Source organism: Streptomyces sp. NPDC057253 (assembly GCF_042669125.1).
GTDB lineage: Bacteria > Actinomycetota > Actinomycetes > Streptomycetales > Streptomycetaceae > Streptomyces.
In genome coordinates, this window is record NZ_JBHUXV010000019.1 from 103461 (window position 1) to 119536 (window position 16076).

Genomic DNA, 16076 nt, shown 5'->3' on the forward strand with positions numbered 1-16076 from the left:
TGTCAGCCGATCCCGGGGATGAGGGAGATGAGCAGGTCGATGAGCTTGATGCCGATGAAGGGGGCGATCAGGCCGCCGACGCCGTAGACGGTCAGATTCCGGCGCAGCAACTTGTCGGCGCTGACCGGCCGGTACCGCACGCCCCGCAGGGAGAGGGGCACCAGCGCGATGATGATCAGCGCGTTGAAGACGACGGCGGACAGGATCGCGGAGTCCGGTGAGGACAGGCCCATGATGTTGAGCTTGTCGAGACCGGGGTAGACCGCCGCGAACAGCGCCGGGATGATCGCGAAGTACTTCGCGACGTCGTTGGCGATGGAGAACGTCGTCAACGCGCCCCGGGTGATGAGGAGTTGCTTCCCGATCTCGACGATCTCGATCAGCTTGGTCGGGTTGGAGTCGAGGTCGACCATGTTGCCGGCCTCCTTCGCGGCCGACGTGCCGGTGTTCATCGCCACGCCGACGTCCGCCTGGGCCAGCGCGGGCGCGTCGTTGGTGCCGTCACCGGTCATCGCGACGAGCTTGCCGCCCGCCTGCTCCCGCTTGATGAGGGCCATCTTGTCCTCGGGCGTGGCCTCCGCGAGGAAGTCGTCGACGCCCGCCTCCTCGGCGATCGCCTTGGCGGTCAGCGGGTTGTCACCGGTGATCATGACGGTCTTGATGCCCATGCGGCGCAGCTCGTCGAACCGCTCGCGCATGCCCTCCTTGACGACGTCCTTGAGGTGGATGACGCCGAGGACGCGGGCACCGCCGGTGTCCTCCACGGCCACGAGCAGCGGGGTGCCGCCGGCCTCGGAGATCCGGTCGGCGAAGGCGTCCGCGTCCTCGCCGACGCTGCCGCCGCGCTCCTCGACCCACCTGATGACCGAACCGGCCGCCCCCTTGCGGATCCTGCGCCCGTCCACGTCGACTCCGGACATCCGGGTCTGCGCGGTGAACTCGATCCACTCGGCACCGACGAGTTCCCCCTGGTGACGCTCGCGCAGTCCGTACTTCTCCTTCGCCAGTACGACGACGGAGCGGCCCTCTGGCGTCTCGTCGGCCAGCGAGGACAGCTGGGCCGCGTCCGCGACCTCGGCGTCCGTCACCCCTGAGACCGGTACGAACTCCGACGCCTGGCGGTTGCCCAGGGTGATGGTGCCGGTCTTGTCGAGCAGCAGCGTCGACACGTCACCGGCGGCTTCGACCGCCCGCCCGGACATGGCGAGGACGTTGCGCTGGACGAGGCGGTCCATGCCCGCGATGCCGATCGCGGACAGCAGCGCCCCGATGGTGGTCGGGATCAGACAGACCAGCAGCGCGACCAGCACCACCATCGTCAGGTGCGTGCCCGCGTAGTCCGCGAACGGCGGCAGGGTCGCGACCGCGAGCAGGAACACGATGGTCAGCGAGGCGAGCAGGATGTTCAGCGCGATCTCGTTGGGCGTCTTCTGCCGGGCCGCGCCCTCGACCAGGTTGATCATCCGGTCGATGAAGGTCTCGCCGGGCCTCGTCGTGATCTTGATGACGATCCGGTCGGAGAGCACCTTGGTCCCGCCGGTGACCGCGCTCCGGTCACCGCCGGACTCCCGGATGACGGGCGCCGACTCACCGGTGATCGCCGACTCGTCGACGGAGGCGACGCCCTCGATGACGTCACCGTCGCCGGGAATGACGTCACCGGCCTCGCAGACGACCAGGTCGCCGATCTTCAGCGAGGTTCCGGGGACCTCGGTGCCGTCCAGAAGGCGCGCCACCGTGTCGGTCTTGGCCTTGCGCAGGGTGTCGGCCTGCGCCTTGCCCCGGCCCTCGGCGACGGCCTCCGCGAGGTTGGCGAAGACGACGGTCAGCCACAGCCAGGCGCTGATGGTCCAGCCGAACCAGTCCCCCGGGTCCTTGAAGGAGAACACCGTGGTCAGCACGGACCCGATCCACACCACGAACATCACGGGCGACTTGACCATCACCCGCGGATCGAGCTTGCGGAAGGCGTCCGGCAGCGACTTCAGCAGCTGCTTGGGGTCGAAGAGGCCCGCTCCGACGCGGCCCTCGGCAGGCTTGTGGCCGGTGGGCGCGTCCTGGTGCGGCGCGCGGGTGGCAGTGGACATCTCGCTGCTTTCGGTACGGGTGGTCATGACGCCAGCCCCTCGGCCAGCGGCCCCAGCGCGAGGGCGGGGAAGTACGTCAGACCGGTGATGATGAGGATCGCGCCCACCAACAGCCCGGTGAACAAGGGCTTTTCGGTCCGCAGGGTGCCCGCGGTGACCGGCACCGGCTTCTGCTCGCCGAGCGACCCGGCCAGCGCGAGGACGAACACCATCGGCAGGAAGCGGCCGAGGAGCATCGCCACGCCGAGCATGGTGTTGAACCAGTCGGTGTTCGCGTTCAGCCCGGCGAAGGCGGAGCCGTTGTTGTTGGCGGCGGAGGTGAACGCGTACAGCACCTCGGAGAAGCCGTGCGCACCGGAGTTGAGCATCGAGTGCGGCGGGGTCGGCAGCGCCATGGAGATCCCGGCGAGGACGAGCACGAGCGCGGGGGTGATGAGGATGTAGCAGGCGGCGAGCTTGATCTCGCGGGTGCCGATCTTCTTGCCCAGGTACTCGGGCGTACGGCCGACCATGAGCCCGGCGATGAACACCGCGATGACCGCCATGATCAGCATGCCGTACAGGCCCGAGCCGGTACCGCCGGGCGCGATCTCACCCAACTGCATTCCCAGAATGGTGATCCCGCCGCCGAGCCCGGTGAAGGAGGAGTGGAAGGAGTCCACGGCACCCGTCGACGTGAGGGTCGTCGACACCGCGAAGATCGACGAGGAACCGACCCCGAAGCGGACCTCCTTGCCCTCCATCGCCCCGCCCGCGAGCTGCAACGCCGGTCCGTGGTGGGCGAATTCGGTCCACATCATCAAGGCGGTGAAGCCGAGCCAGATGGTGGCCATGGTCGCGAGGATCGCGTATCCCTGCCGGACCGAACCGACCATCACGCCGAAGGTCCGGGTCAGGGAGAACGGAATCACCAGCAGCAGGAAGATCTCGAAGAGGTTGGTGAACGGCGTCGGGTTCTCGAAGGGGTGGGCGGAGTTGGCGTTGAAGTAGCCGCCGCCGTTGGTGCCGAACTCCTTGATCGCCTCCTGCGAGGCGACCGCGCCGCCGTTCCACTGCTGCGACCCGCCCATGAACTGACCGACCTCGTGGATGCCGGAGAAGTTCTGGATCGCCCCGCACGCCACGAGCACGATCGCCGCGATGGCGGCGCCCGGCACCAGGATCCGCAGCGTGCCGCGGACCAGGTCGGCCCAGAAGTTGCCGAGCTCACCGGTCCGCGAGCGCGCGAACCCTCGTACGAGCGCGACCGCGACCGCGATGCCGACGGCGGCGGAGACGAAGTTCTGGACGGCGAGTCCAGCGGTCTGGACGACATGGCCCATGGTCTGTTCGCCGTAGTACGACTGCCAGTTGGTGTTGGTCACGAAGGACACGGCGGTGTTGAACGACTGCGCCGGGTCGACCGAGTCGAAGCCGAGCGAGCCGGGCAGGACGCCCTGGAACCGCTGGAGCAGGTAGAGGAAGAGAACGCCGACCGCGGAGAAGGCGAGGACCCCGCGCAGATACGCGGTCCAGGTCATCTCGGCGTCGGGGTCGGCACCGATGGCCCGGTAGGTCCACTTCTCGACGCGCCAGTGCTTGTCGGAGGAGTACACCTTGGCCATGTAGGTGCCGAGGGGTATGTAGGCGAGCGCCAGCGCCCCTGTGAGGGCGAGCAGCTGGAGGAAGCCTGCGAGTACGGGACCCATGGGGTGGCTCAGAACCTCTCGGGGAAGATCAGGGCGAGGACGAGATAGCCCAGCAGGGCGACGGCCACGACCAGGCCGACGACGTTCTCGGCGGTCACAGCTTCGTCACCCCCTTGGCGACAAGAGCCACCAGCGCGAACAGCGCGATCGTGGTGACGACGAAGGCCAGGTCGGCCATCGCGAACTCCTAGAAGAGGTTCGGAAGAGAGTCGGACAGAGAGAGCAAACCCCGCCCCCGGCCGGAATCCGGGGGGCGTTGACGGGTCCCATACGGCGGCCCCGACACCTTTGACGGGGCTCTTACGGCCCCGCCCCCGGGGGCCCTCACAGCAGCCGGAACCTCAGCCGGCAGATGACGGCGTCCGTCTCCCGCCGTACGGCATGGGCGACGACCGCGCCGCGCTGGTTCTGCAGCAGCCGCTGCCACAGCCGTTCCGGCTCCGCCTCCGGGATCAGCACCGTCACCCGGGTGGTGGGCTCGGCGGCGGCCGCCTCACGGACGTAGGCGGCGATCGGACGGCCCAGGGAGCGCCGCTCGCAGGACAGCCGGACCAGCTCCGCTCCGGGGTCCCACGCGGCCCAGGACCGCTCCAGGGCGTGCAGGGCGGCGCGGTCCTCGGGGTCGGGGCAGCAGACGGTCACCGCACGCACCTCGTCGCCGAGGGAGGCCGCCGCGGTGAGCGCCTCGGAGGTGAGCCGGGACAGGGAGGAGACGGGGACGATCACCAGGGAGCGTTCGCGGTGCGGGGTCTCGGGGATACGGCCGAGACCGAGCCGCTCGCCGATCCGGCCGTAGGCGCGGTGGACGGCGACGAAGGCCGCGACCAGCAGCGGCAGCGCGATCACGACGAGCCAGGCGCCCTCCTGGAACTTCTCCAGGGTGACGACGACGGTGGCCACGCCGGTGAGGACGGCCCCGAGGCCGTTCAGGAGCGCCTTGCCATGCCGGCCGGGGCTCCGCTCCAGATGCCAGTGCCGGACCATTTCGCAGTCGTGGGCGCTTCCGCCGAACCCGGCCACCGACTGAAACGGCGGCCCCGTATGGATTCCGTCAGGATGCGCACGTACGGCGTCAGGGCCTCGTCAGTGCCGGCCGCCGGACCCCTGAGGAGCCCTAGCGTCGGCGACATGCGACGTTCCGACGACCGGTGGGCACCGGCCGGTGACCGCCAATGGCGTGGCAGCGCACGGCTCGCGGCCGGCTGCGCCGCGCTGTTCGGCGCCCTGTCGCTGCTGGTCGACTGGGACGCGGGCAGCCTGTCACCCCTGCGGACCCTGCTCTGGCTCGGCATGGCGGCCGCCCTGTTCATGGTCCTGCTCCCGGCTCGGGTGACGGCGGGCACCGGCTGGTTGACGGTGCGGGGCCCGTGGCGCAGACGGACGGTACGCACGGACGCGCTGACGACCGTATGGCGCTACGACGACCTCTCGTCCCGCCTGGTCCTGCGCGACACCTACGGGCACCGCCTGGAACTGGACCCCCACGTCCTCACCGCCAACCCACTGATCTGGCACGAACTCGACACCGGGGTCCGGCGTTCCGTCGAGCGGGGCACGCTGTCGCAGGGCGCGGACGTCCTGAACCGCCTCGGCCGACGCATAGACGAGGAAACGGTGCGGGCGGTGCTCAGGGCGTCGGGGCTCCAGTGACACCCCGTCAGGCCCACCGACCCCGGACCACCCTCACGGAGAGGCCGCTCGCCATGTCTGAATCCGATCTGTCCGTCCTCCGGGCTCGCGCCGCGGCGGGGGACACCGACGCCACCGACGAACTCGTCCAGCTCGCCTCCGAACTCGGCGACCTGCACGAACTGCGCCGCCTCGCCGAGTCGGGCAGCTCCGACGCCACCGACGAGCTGATCCAACTCGCCTCGGAGCGGGGCGACCTGGCCGAACTCCGACGCCTGTCCGACGACGGCAACACCACGGCCACCGACGAACTGATCCAACTCGCCACCGAACAGGACGACTTGGCGGAGCTCCGCCGCCTCGCCGCCCTGGGCAACACCACCGCCGCGGAACAGCTCGCGGAACTCGACGCCCACTGACCCCGCCGAACCCGGGCCGGGTCAGCAGCGGTGCAGCTCACGCCGTGCGTTCGCCCAGGCGGCCTTGCCGGGGCGTCCTTGTCTGTGTTTTCGCATGGCCCAGCTCGAACGACGTCGATCCGCTCACCGCATCACACCCAGAGCTTGACGGCCTCGAGCCAGCGCGTGTTCTCCAGGGCGCCCCCGAAGATGTAGCCGGGACGTGGCTCGGTGCAGTCCTCACTGCCCCAGTCGTAGCCGTGGACCTTGGTCGACCGGCAGAGCCGGCCGCTGCCGATGTTGATGGCGAAGCCCGTCATGTAGGGGGCGCCCGACTTCGTACTGCCGATGTAGTTGTTCTTGCCGTCGCCGATGACGGCTGTCCACCGTGGATTCCACTTGCCCCGGCCGTCGGTCGACTTCGCATCGTGGACGAAGGCGTTGGCGGCCGAGCCGGCTCCGCCGTACACCGCGATGTTGAGGGCCTTGATGGGATGGGTCCCGCTCGTCGTCCCGGCGAGCGTGCCGTCGCACACGGGCTTCTGCCAACCCTGCCCGGAGAGGTACGCGCGGTAGCAGATGTGCCGCCCGGACGGGTCGCTCCGGTGGAGCCGGTTCACCGCCGTGGCCGCGGTCTCCTGCGCGGGCTTCGCCGTCACGGTGGCCCGCGGTGGCTTCGCGGTCACGGTGACGGTGACCCCACCGATGCCTCCGGCTCCCCCCTTCGCTTCTCCCTTCTTCTTCGGGGCCTTGGCACTCGCCGACGCTTTCGGCTTGGCGGACGGTGAGGCGGCTGTCGCGCTGGGCGAAGTCCTCACGCCCGAAAACGTGGCCGACGGGGTGTCCTCGGCCAGAGGAGTCCCCGTCTCCTTGCTCGAACGGGCTGTCTGCTTCTGGCGCCCCCCGTCGTCCGGTGCGCTGCTGCCCAGGATCACCAGCGGAACGATGACCAGGGCGGCCACGCCGAGGGCCACCGGTCCTACGACCAGGGGTTTGTGGAGCAGACCGGGCGACTTGTACTCGTCGTCCGACTGACGCGTGCCGTTCCTCGGGGCGACCAGCGGGCCGCGGCGAACGACGGGTGGGGAGGGGGCGGGGGGTCGCTGCCGGTGCTCCCGCGGGTACGCCTCGACGTCGAAGCCTGAGTCTTCGTCGACTTCGGCTTCGTCGGCATCGACTTCAGCAGGGTCGGGTACTGCTGCGGCCGTACCTACGGGCACTGCGGTGGGCTCGGGCGGCGCGTCCTGCTGCTCCAGAAGGCTGCTCGAACCGTCCGGGGCGACCTCGACGAACGCCACGTAGCCCGCGGAGGGGTCGGAGATGGTCGCCGTCACGCCGGCGTTCAGGTCCCGTGCGTGTCCCTGGAGTCTGTCGAGGATCGCGGCGTCGACCGACTCTCCGTCCGCGACCTCTACGGGTTCTCCGTCGATGGTGGCCGAGCCGTCTCCGGAGATGACCACCGCGTGGCGTGGCCCCGGCACGGCGTGATCGCTCCCCGTGACCCGCTCGTCCTTCTCTTCCTCTTCACCCCGGCTCATGGCTCTTCCTTTCTGACGCGTCCCGGCCGAACGGCCCCGACCGGGAACGGTGTGGCGGTCCCCGGGTAGCGCAACGGGCGCTCGTTCGGGAATGGTTCAATCCCGCCGACCAGCAAATTGCGACGATCCGACCAAGAGATGACATTCCGTCAGGCGACGCCTGTGGCGGGATGGATGTTCAGTACAGTCCTGGGATGAACGGCTACGAGACTTCCGTGCGTTTCGCCGTCCTGGGGCCGGTCCGGGCCTGGCGCGGTGAACAGGAATTGAACCTTGGTTCGCCACAGCAGCGGGCCGTCCTGGCAACGCTGTTGTTGCGGCGGGGACGCGCCGTCGCACTCGCCGAGCTCCTCGACGCGGTCTGGGGCGAGGAGCAGCCCGCGGCCGCGGTGTCGGTGCTCCGTACCTATGTGTCGCGCCTGCGCAAAACGATCGACTCGGGGCGGGAGCCGGCCGGGACCGGGAGTGTATTGGTGTCGGTCGGGGACGGGTACCTGATCCGTCTGCCGGAGAACGGCCTGGATCTCAGCGTGTTCGAGCAACGGGTCGCGGAGGCGAGGAAGCTGCGCGCCGCCGGCGACCTGTCCGCCGCCGCCGAACTGCTGCGCGCGGCGCTCGACGGATGGCAGGGCACGGCACTGGCCGGTCTCCCCGGCCCCCTGGCCGAGTCCGAGAGCTCCCGGCTGAACGAGGAGCGACTGGTCGCGCTGGAGACCTGGCTGGACATCGAAGTAGAACGCGGCCGCCACAGCGACGTCGTCGCCGAACTGATCGCGTTGACGGGTCAGTACCCGCTGCGGGAGCAGCTGTGCCGACTGCTCATGCTGGCGCTCTACCGGTCCGGGAGGCAGGCCGAGGCACTGGCGGCCTACCGCAGTACGCGGAGCACCCTGGTGACCGAGCTGGGCATCGAACCCGGTACGCCGCTTCAGGACCTGCACGACCGCATACTGGCGGCCGACGCGTCCCTGGACGCCCTCCCGCCGGTCCCCTCGGTGCCGCCGGCGCCTCCAGTGCCCCCCGCCCCACCTCCCCTCTTACCCGCGGGCCGCCCGGCACAACTGCCCGCCGACCTGCCGACGTTCGTCGGTCGGCACGCCGAACTCGAACGAGCCCGCGCCCTGTTGTCCGAGCCGGACGGCCCCCCGGCCACCGTGGTGATCACGGCGATCGGCGGTATGGCCGGTATCGGCAAGACCACCCTGGCCGTGCACTGGGCGCACGAGATGGCCGACCGCTTCCCCGACGGACAGCTCTACCTCAATCTGCGCGGCTTCGATCCGACCGGCTCCCTGGTGACACCGGACGAGGCCATCCGCACTCTTCTCGGCGCACTCGGCGTCCCGCCGATGCGGATTCCCGCCGGCCTCGACGCCCAGACGGCGCTCTATCGCAGCATGCTCGCCCAGCGGCGGATGCTGATCCTGCTCGACAACGCCCGCGACACCGACCAGGTCCGCCCGCTGCTGCCCGGGTCCTCCCGCAGCCTGGTCATCGTCACCAGCCGCAACCAGCTCACCGGCCTGGTCGCCGGCGAAGGGGCTCATCCGCTGCCTCTGGACCAGCTGACGCCCGCCGAGGCACACGACCTCCTGACCCGTCGGCTCGGCACCGACCGGCCGGCGGCGGAACCTCAGGCGACGGACGAGATCATCGCCCGGTGCGCCCGGCTGCCGCTGGCGCTGGCCATCGTCGCCGCCCATGCCGTCGCCCACCCCGGCTTCCCGCTCAGCGCCATCGCCGGGCAACTGCGCGACAGCCACGGCAGCCTCGACGCCTTCGCCTCCGGCGACGACATCAGCACCGACGTACGGGCGGTCTTCTCCTGGTCGTACAAAGCGGTGTCGGATCCCGCCGCGCGCCTGTTCCGCCTGCTGGGCCTGCACTCCGGACCTGACATCTCCGCACCGGCCGCCGCGGCCCTGGCCGGACTCCCGCTGCGGGAGGTGCGCGCACTGCTCGTCGAGCTCACCCGCGCCCATCTGCTCACCGAGCACTTCCCGGGCCGCTACACCCTGCACGACCTGTTGCATGTCTACGCCACCGAACGCGTCCACGCCGAGGAGACGCCCCTGGCGCAGGAGCGAGCCGTGGGGCGGCTGCTCGCCTGGTATCTGCACACCGCGGACGCCGCCTACCCGCACATCACCCCCCAGCGTCGCCGGATCCCCCTCGAACCGCTGCCGGACCTGTGCAGGCCCCTGGAGTTCACGACGCACGACCAGGCCCTGGACTGGTGCGAGACCGAGCGGGCCAACCTGGTCGCCGCGGTCCACCAGGCGGCGGGATCCGGACGGCCGGGTGTCGCGTGGCGACTGCCGGCCGTGCTGTGGGGGTTCTTCTATCTCCGCAGCCATACGCACGACTGGGTCGACACCGCGCGGGCGGGCCTGACCGCGGCCAGTGCCGCCGGCGACCGCCGGGGCAGGGCTCAGGGCTTCGCGGACCTGGCCGCCGCGCTGCGCGGCTCGGGCCGGTTCGAGGAGGCCATCGACCACTTGCGCCGGGCGATGGCCGCCTACCGGGAGCTCGGGGACACGGACGGCAGGGCGTCGGCCGTGACCAATCTGGGCGACTCCTATCTCCAGTGCGGCCGGCTCGACAAGGCGGCGGAGTACATCCGCCGCGGCCTGGCCGTCGAACGGATCATCGGCGGCCCCTGGGGAGTGGGAATCTGCCTGAGCAACCTGGGCGACGTCTACCAGCGGCAGGGCCGGTTCGACGAGGCCATCGGCTGCCTGGAGGAGGCGTTGACCGTGCTGCGCGCCAGCGGCAACCCATGGGTCGAAGGCGTCACCCTCGACATCCTCGGTACGGTCCATCGCCGCCTCCATCGCTACGACGAGGCCGTCGACCACTACCACCAGGCCCTCAGGACGCACCGGGACGTCGGCAACAGGTGGGGAGAAGGCCACACCCTGGGCAACCTCGGGGACGTCCAACTGGCGGCCGGCGAGCCGGAGGCCGCTCGCGACAGCTGGCGGCAGGCACTGGCGATCTTCGTGGAGTTCGACCATCAGGACGCCGCGAAGATCCGCGAGCGCCTCCGCAGGCCGGCGGACGCGCCGCCGGACGCAGAGGCGCGGGACGCAGGGTCGAAGCGCGCCGCCTGACCTGGCCTCCGATCGGTCACGACCTGGCCGTGGCCCCAGGGGGGAGCGGGGACACGGCCAGGCTGCACCCGTACAACGGGAGGTAGGTCAGGACGGTTCACCTTCCCGTTCAGCTCGCGTCCTGGTACACACGGCCGCTGGCATTGGCGGTCGTACCGTCGTAGAGGCCGGTCGGGCTGGTCCGCGTGGACAGCGTGAACCACGCGTAGCGCTCCACGAAGCTCAGGCTGTCCAGCATCCGTGTCGAGGACTTGATGAAGTCGGTCTGTTCCTGCTCGCCGGGATAGCGGGGAGTGTCCTGGGAGAAGTCGATCAGGCCGTACTCGGTCAGCCAGACCGGCTTGTGGTAGCGGTCCCAGACTGCTTGCAGATAGCCGCGCAGCTGGTTGGGCGCGTCCGGGCCGAAGTCGGAGCCGTACCAGTGCAGAGGGATGAAGTCGACGCGCAGGTTGCGGTCGGCGGCTCCCTTCATGAACCGGTCCAGCCAGCCGCCGTCCAGGTCGGCGCCGGCGGCGACCGCGGGTGCGCCCAGGCGCAGGCCGGTGGCTTCCAGCCGGGGCCACAGGTCGAGGGCCTGCTCGGGCGTCATGTTCGACTGCTTGCCGTTGTCGGGTTCGTTGAAGCCGAGCAGTTCCCTGGTGCCGCCCTGCGTCGCGGCGCTCAGCTCGGCGTCGGTGACGGAGCCGGGGCCCCAGATCATCGGGACGTAGTCGACGCCGTCCGGCTTGGTGACCGGGCCGGTGGAGGAGGCCCAGTTGAAGTACCAGGAGGCGCCCGAGGCGGCGAGCGCCTGGGAGGCGCCGTCGACGGGGTTGAGGCTGACGCCCTTGCGGACCGGGGCGGCAGTGGTGCCGGGGGCGGGCTGGGCGGTGGCGGGGTCGGCCGGGGCGGTGGCGCCGGTTCCGAAGGCGACGGTCAGACCGCTGCACTTGGTGCACTGGTACATGACCTTGTTCCCCGGCTCGGCGTCCTGCTTCGACCAGGCGTACGCCGTCGGGCACTTCTGGGTGACCATGTCGCTGTACGGGGTCTTCGTGTCCCGGTTCGGGTTGGTGCACACCAATGGATGGCCTGCCGGGTCATTCGTCAGGTTGTCGGCCGGGCAGGCGGACAGCAGATCCTCGGCACAGCCCGCGACCGCGCACTCGCCGCTCGCGGGAGGCGTCAGGTCGTTCGGCGTGATGGTGATGGGCGCGGCGACGGCGTCGACGTAGCTGACGTCGTACCAGGGTGCCGCGGAGTCGGCCGGGTCGAAGTTGAACTCTGCCAGTCCGGTGGGCTGTTGGCCGAGGGAGCAGTGGTCGGCGTACGGTCCGCAGTCGCCCACGACGCAGTGGAACGTGCTCCCGTCGTCACCAGTGCATCCCTGGCGGGCGAAGAAGGTGCCGCGCCAGTGCCCGACGCCCTCGTGTTCGGGAACGCTGATCGTGGCGGACTGGCCCGGGTCCAGCGTCGGCAGCCCGGTGATCGCGGTCGAACCGTCCGCGTTGGCCTCGCTGCCGACCCAGATACGGCTGCTGGTGCGGTTCTGCAGGGTGATGGTGTGGTCTGCCGCGTCCGCGGCCGGCGTTCCATCGATGTTCGTACCGCTGCTGGACCGGTGGGTCTGGATGGCTACGGCGGTGCCGGTGACTCCGACGATGGCCAGGAGCAGGGCGAGGAGGAACGAGGTGCGTCTGCGCACAGGGCGGGCCTCTCCGTTGGGGTGGGGTTGTGCGGGTCGACGGGTGATCGGAAGCCCTCATCGCCGTATGGTCGGGGACGCCTTCTGAACAATGGACTCAGTTCTGGGGGGAGTTGACGGGGTCGCGCGCGGGGTGAGGGGCGAGACGGGGGTGGGAGTACCGCGCAGGACGTCCAGTCCGGCTTCGTCGAGAACGTGCGGCCGGAAGGGGCCGTCGGGCGACGTCGGAATCATGGGGCTGAGGCCTATGTCGTCCAGGGAGGCATCCATGAGGTGCGCCGACGCCTGCTGTGCGATGAGGGCGTTGCTGTCATAGGTACTGGTGTCGCAGTGGGGGCTGAAGGTGGCGTTGCGGCGCTGCTCCGCCACTTCGAAGGCATGGCTGTCGACCGACTCGGCCTCCCACGGCAGGTCCTCCCGGTTCAACGGGAGCCGTATCGCCCCGTGTTCAGGGGCCGGCTCATCGAAGGCGTCCACTTCCCCGGAGGGGGTGTGCGACACCAGGCCGTCCGACCGCTGCGGCTGCTGCTGCCGTGGCTCCTCCCCGATGCGGGGTTGTCTCCCTTCCAGCAGCTCCCGCACCTGCGCGTTGGCGGCGTACCGCGCGACGGTCGGTATGCGCTCCGGGTACTTCTCGTAGGCCTCCTTCCACTTCTCGTCGGACATGACGAGGCGCATGATCTCGTTCTCGAAGGCCTCGTGTTCGAGCGTCGGATTCGTCCAGCCGGGTCCTCCGGTCCGCTCGGCGTGGGCCAGCTGCCCGCGGGCGCCCTCCTGGGCGATGGTCAGCAGCGCCAACTCCTCGGGGGACAGTTTCTGTTGCGTGGCCTCGCTCGACATCACCCGGCTCCGGTCCCGCGCCTGAGGGTACGGCTGACCTTCCCCGCCGTAGGCGTGCGCAGCCTGCTCGGGTGACAGGCCGGGGCCCTCGTCGCCGCGCAGCGCGGAGTAGTCCCCGCCCGACCCTGACGAGGACCTGCCCAGGGCACGGTTCACCACGCGGCGCAGTGATTTCCAGAAGTTCCCGATGAGCCGGCCGACTTCGGCCGAGAACTCCGCCGCGGAATCGTACGCGCCGTCGAAATTCCGCCCGATTCCCCGGCCGAGTCTCCGGCCGGCCCGGCCGAGGGACGATTCCTGTGCCGGTCCGGGGGGATTCTTCCTCACCTTGTTCGGCTGCCGGTCTGCCCCGCTGTCGAACGCCACGTCGTCTCTCCTTCACGTCGGACGCGCCGCCCGGAGCCCGGACGGCGCCCGCACGGTTCGCTGCCGCGGCCCGTGGTTCACCGGTCGGCGGGCACCGCGTCGAGCAGGATCCGGGCCGGAGTCGTGACCGTGGAGTCGTAGGACGGCCGCACCGCCGCCGGCGACGCCGGTTCGAACCCTGCGGGCAGGAGCAGCAGCGGGGCCGGCAGCGGGACTTCGGGCGGCCTCGGTGCGTCGCCGACTGTGCGCGGCAGGTCCCGGCGGGGGTAGAGCTCCGCCGCGTCCGCGCCGGGCGGGCGCCGTCGCAGCAGCCCGCGCGGACCGAGCAGGCCGGCACCGGTGACAGGCCGGTCCTGGTGCTCGGTCACCCGGTCGAGGGCGGTGCCGGGCGCGTCGCACGGGGCGTCTCCGCACGCCATGTCTCCGGACTTCCGGGCCAAGTGCCCTCGCTCACGTGGCACGGCTGCGTTTCCTTCGGACATGTGCGTTCCTCCCCGATCCGCCGACCGGGCTCGGTCGGCTGCGCACCGACGCCGATGCACGATGCCCAACGGATCCGGCACGCCGAACGGTTCAACGGCGGTATCGGAGCTGAACCGTTCATTTCCTGGGCCAAGGACGCCGTCACCGCTGTCCATGGCCGAGGCGGCATCCGCAGTGTCTCCTGGCACGGAGCACAGCCCCGGGAGCACCCACGTCCCGCCGCCGCCCGTCCGTACGCCGTGAGTCCGGCATCCGGATACGGCTCAGCCGGGGTACTGGTCCATGCCCGGCGCCTCCTTGGCACGATGGGCGCCGGGCTTGCAGCCGGCGAACGGGCCCTGGGGATCCCGTAGCGCGGCCATGATGTGCGTGAGGTAGTCGCGGTGCCAGGTCGCCGGTCCCGTTCCGGCGGACTCCGGGCCGGTCAACTCCTGCCAGGCCATCCACAGCCCGTACAGCTGCGCCACCGCTTCCTTGTGCTCCCACCAGCGGTTGCACCAGGGGGCGTTGGAGGTGACCTCTCTGCCGTACACGGGCAGCAGCAGGTGACGCACCCACAAGATCAGGCGGTTCAGGCCGTCCTGGTACTCGGCACCGTCCATGTAGAGGATGAAGGCGGGCTGCTTCGGCTGCTCTTGCGTCGTCTCCAGCGCGAGGTTGGTCATGTCCGTGCTCCGTCCGCTCGATGGGCTTTTCGTCACCAGCACGACGGGGCGACGCGACTCCTGGTTCAGTCGAGGTGTTGAACCTCTCGACGTGCGCGGTCCGTTGTGCGTGGCAGCCGGTGGCACCAGGCCACCGGGGCAGGAAGGAACGGGACATGCCTCTTCAGGATCCGCCGAACGAGCCCGAGGCGGTCCAGATGATCTGGTTCGGCGAGGAGATGAGCCAGAGCGCGAAGACAGGCCTGCGGGAGCTGAGCCTCAGGTTCCCGAACTCGAAGAAGGAGCTCGTGGTGATGCCCCGGAGCCGTCCCGGGGAAGCCGGGCAGCAGCGGCGTGCGGAGCTGATGGCCGGATACCGCACGGAGGCGGAGCAGCACGGCGTCGAGGTGGTGGACGTCCGTGGCCGGACCGCTCAGCTGGCCAGGGCCGTCGAGGGCAAGTACACCGCGGACACCATCAACGACATCTACAGCATGGAGATGAGCAACCACGGCTACATCGCCGCGAAGGACCTGACCCAGTACCTGCTGCGCGGCACCGGCACCGGCCTCACCCTGGACCTGTCGCACCACCACATGACGGGCGAGGAGTGGGACGCGGTCCAGGCCGACCCCAACTTCTCCGAAGCCGTGGTGGCGCCGGTGGACTTCTCCACCGCGGAGCTGAAGATCGTCGACCTCTCGCACGGCCAGGACGCCAACTACCGGCATGTCCTGCACGCGGGTTACCAGGCGCTCTCGGAGCAGCACGACGAGGCCGGCATCGACTACCAGATGATGCCGCACCTCGATGTCTTCGCCATGTACACACGAGAGGGGACCCGGGGACAGCAGGTGGCGCAGGCCGCCGCGAGCCAGTACATCGGCTATCTGGCCCAGATGTCCCAGGACGAGGTACGCAAGGGGAACGTCACCTTCCGGCCGAATGACACCAGCACGCGGTTCCGGCCCGAGACCATCAACCTCGCGGACAACAACCTGCTGGCCGCCAAGTACAACACCCAGGACCCGGGCCGCGCCGACATCATCGGCCGGATGGCGGTCAGCGCCCTCGCCGACGGCATCCACCTCGTCTACGGCGAAGCAGTGACGCCGCCCGGCCGGACCTCCGAGGACATGCCGGTCATCAACGTACGCCCCGAGGTGATGAGCGACATCAGCATGCAGGCGTTCCAGGTCGGCAACTCCCGTGTCCTGCCGCAGCTGAGCCTGGGCAAGACGAACCAGGGCGAGTGGCGTACGGACGCCACGAACGACCCGGGCGACCTGAGCCAGATCCGCGGCGAGCGGGTCACCCTCGTCCAGGCCGCCAACCTTGGGGTCAGGCAGGCGGCCGAGATGGGCATCGACGGACTGAACAAGCCGTCGCGCATCACCTACGACGTGCACCGCCAGGCCCGTTCGGAAGGCGGCTCGCCGATCCGCACGCCGAGTCCGGCCTCCTCCGAGGAGGAGCGCATGAGCCAGATCGCGGGCGGTGTGGCCAATCTCCAGATGCCCAGGACTCCGTCCCCGGAGGGGTCGAACGCGACCAGCAAGGTTTCCGAGCAGCCGCGGCCCCCGGTGCACCGGGCGGCGACCACGGG

General features: G+C 70.2%; 12 protein-coding genes and 1 pseudogene. 4 read left to right on the top strand and 9 right to left on the bottom strand.

Annotated features, from left to right (window positions below; genetic code table 11):
- Positions 1-2 precede the first annotated feature (2 nt).
- The 4 genes and pseudogenes from kdpB to ACFULQ_RS13585 all read right to left on the bottom strand — a co-directional run.
- Positions 3-2114: a potassium-transporting ATPase subunit KdpB gene (kdpB, locus tag ACFULQ_RS13570; RefSeq protein WP_383542472.1), complete on the bottom strand. Its 2112-nt coding sequence runs from the start codon at positions 2112-2114 to the stop codon at positions 3-5.
- Positions 2111-3775 (bottom strand): potassium-transporting ATPase subunit KdpA, encoded by a 1665-nt coding sequence (kdpA, locus tag ACFULQ_RS13575; protein ID WP_383542475.1) that lies wholly within the window; start codon positions 3773-3775, stop codon positions 2111-2113. Before kdpA ends, kdpB begins: the two co-directional genes overlap by 4 nt.
- A gap of 8 nt (positions 3776-3783) precedes the next feature.
- The gene (kdpF, locus tag ACFULQ_RS13580) at positions 3784-3873 is read right to left on the bottom strand and encodes a K(+)-transporting ATPase subunit F (RefSeq protein WP_009326374.1); all 90 of its coding nucleotides are present in this window, start codon (positions 3871-3873) and stop codon (positions 3784-3786) included.
- A gap of 226 nt (positions 3874-4099) precedes the next feature.
- Positions 4100-4759 (bottom strand): annotated as a pseudogene (locus ACFULQ_RS13585) (amino acid permease); the annotation flags it as partial.
- Positions 4760-4903: 144 nt separating this feature from the next.
- Between ACFULQ_RS13585 and ACFULQ_RS13590 the strand changes: the two are divergent.
- Together ACFULQ_RS13590 and ACFULQ_RS13595 are read left to right on the top strand one after the other, a co-directional pair.
- Positions 4904-5425 carry a hypothetical protein gene (locus tag ACFULQ_RS13590; RefSeq protein ID WP_383542478.1) on the top strand — a complete coding sequence of 174 codons (522 nt, stop codon included), beginning with the start codon at positions 4904-4906 and terminating at the stop codon, positions 5423-5425.
- 53 nt (positions 5426-5478) lie between these two features.
- Positions 5479-5823 (top strand): hypothetical protein, encoded by a 345-nt coding sequence (locus ACFULQ_RS13595; RefSeq protein ID WP_383542481.1) that lies wholly within the window; start codon positions 5479-5481, stop codon positions 5821-5823.
- Positions 5824-5954: 131 nt separating this feature from the next.
- Here the strand turns inward: ACFULQ_RS13595 and ACFULQ_RS13600 are convergent, their stop codons facing one another.
- Entirely contained in the window at positions 5955-7340 is a 1386-nt protein-coding gene (locus ACFULQ_RS13600; RefSeq protein WP_383542484.1) for a hypothetical protein, read from the bottom strand.
- A 194-nt stretch (positions 7341-7534) separates the two neighbouring features.
- Between ACFULQ_RS13600 and ACFULQ_RS13605 the strand changes: the two genes are divergently transcribed.
- A complete protein-coding gene (locus ACFULQ_RS13605; protein ID WP_383542486.1) occupies positions 7535-10453 on the top strand; it encodes a BTAD domain-containing putative transcriptional regulator in 2919 nt (972 codons plus the stop codon).
- A gap of 109 nt (positions 10454-10562) precedes the next feature.
- On the opposite strand, the gene ACFULQ_RS13610 is transcribed toward ACFULQ_RS13605, so the two are convergent.
- From ACFULQ_RS13610 to ACFULQ_RS13625, 4 genes are all read right to left on the bottom strand, one after another.
- Complete coding sequence (locus ACFULQ_RS13610; protein ID WP_383542488.1) at positions 10563-12137, bottom strand: glycosyl hydrolase; 1575 nt, start codon at positions 12135-12137, stop codon at positions 10563-10565.
- A 57-nt stretch (positions 12138-12194) separates the two neighbouring features.
- Positions 12195-13343 (bottom strand): hypothetical protein, encoded by a 1149-nt coding sequence (locus ACFULQ_RS13615; RefSeq protein WP_383542491.1) that lies wholly within the window; start codon positions 13341-13343, stop codon positions 12195-12197.
- 77 nt (positions 13344-13420) lie between these two features.
- Entirely contained in the window at positions 13421-13804 is a 384-nt protein-coding gene (locus ACFULQ_RS13620; protein WP_383542493.1) for a hypothetical protein, read from the bottom strand.
- Between the two features lie 285 nt (positions 13805-14089).
- Positions 14090-14491 carry a DUF4913 domain-containing protein gene (locus tag ACFULQ_RS13625; protein WP_383542496.1) on the bottom strand — a complete coding sequence of 134 codons (402 nt, stop codon included), beginning with the start codon at positions 14489-14491 and terminating at the stop codon, positions 14090-14092.
- A gap of 155 nt (positions 14492-14646) precedes the next feature.
- Between ACFULQ_RS13625 and ACFULQ_RS13630 the strand changes: the two genes are divergently transcribed.
- A partial coding sequence (locus ACFULQ_RS13630) for a hypothetical protein (protein ID WP_383542499.1) occupies positions 14647-16076 on the top strand: 1430 nt, incomplete at its 3' end.

What these genes read in the sequence shown, in the direction of transcription:
- ACFULQ_RS13600 (WP_383542484.1), bottom strand. Translation starts at nt 7,340, where the DNA reads ATGAGCCGGGGTGAAGAGGAAGAGAAGGACGAGCGGGTCACGGGGAGC.
- ACFULQ_RS13595 (WP_383542481.1), top strand. Translation starts at nt 5,479, where the DNA reads ATGTCTGAATCCGATCTGTCCGTCCTCCGGGCTCGCGCCGCGGCGGGG.
- ACFULQ_RS13625 (WP_383542496.1), bottom strand. Translation starts at nt 14,491, where the DNA reads ATGACCAACCTCGCGCTGGAGACGACGCAAGAGCAGCCGAAGCAGCCC.
- kdpA (WP_383542475.1), bottom strand. Translation starts at nt 3,775, where the DNA reads ATGGGTCCCGTACTCGCAGGCTTCCTCCAGCTGCTCGCCCTCACAGGG.
- kdpB (WP_383542472.1), bottom strand. Translation starts at nt 2,114, where the DNA reads ATGACCACCCGTACCGAAAGCAGCGAGATGTCCACTGCCACCCGCGCG.
- ACFULQ_RS13590 (WP_383542478.1), top strand. Translation starts at nt 4,904, where the DNA reads ATGCGACGTTCCGACGACCGGTGGGCACCGGCCGGTGACCGCCAATGG.
- ACFULQ_RS13605 (WP_383542486.1), top strand. Translation starts at nt 7,535, where the DNA reads ATGAACGGCTACGAGACTTCCGTGCGTTTCGCCGTCCTGGGGCCGGTC.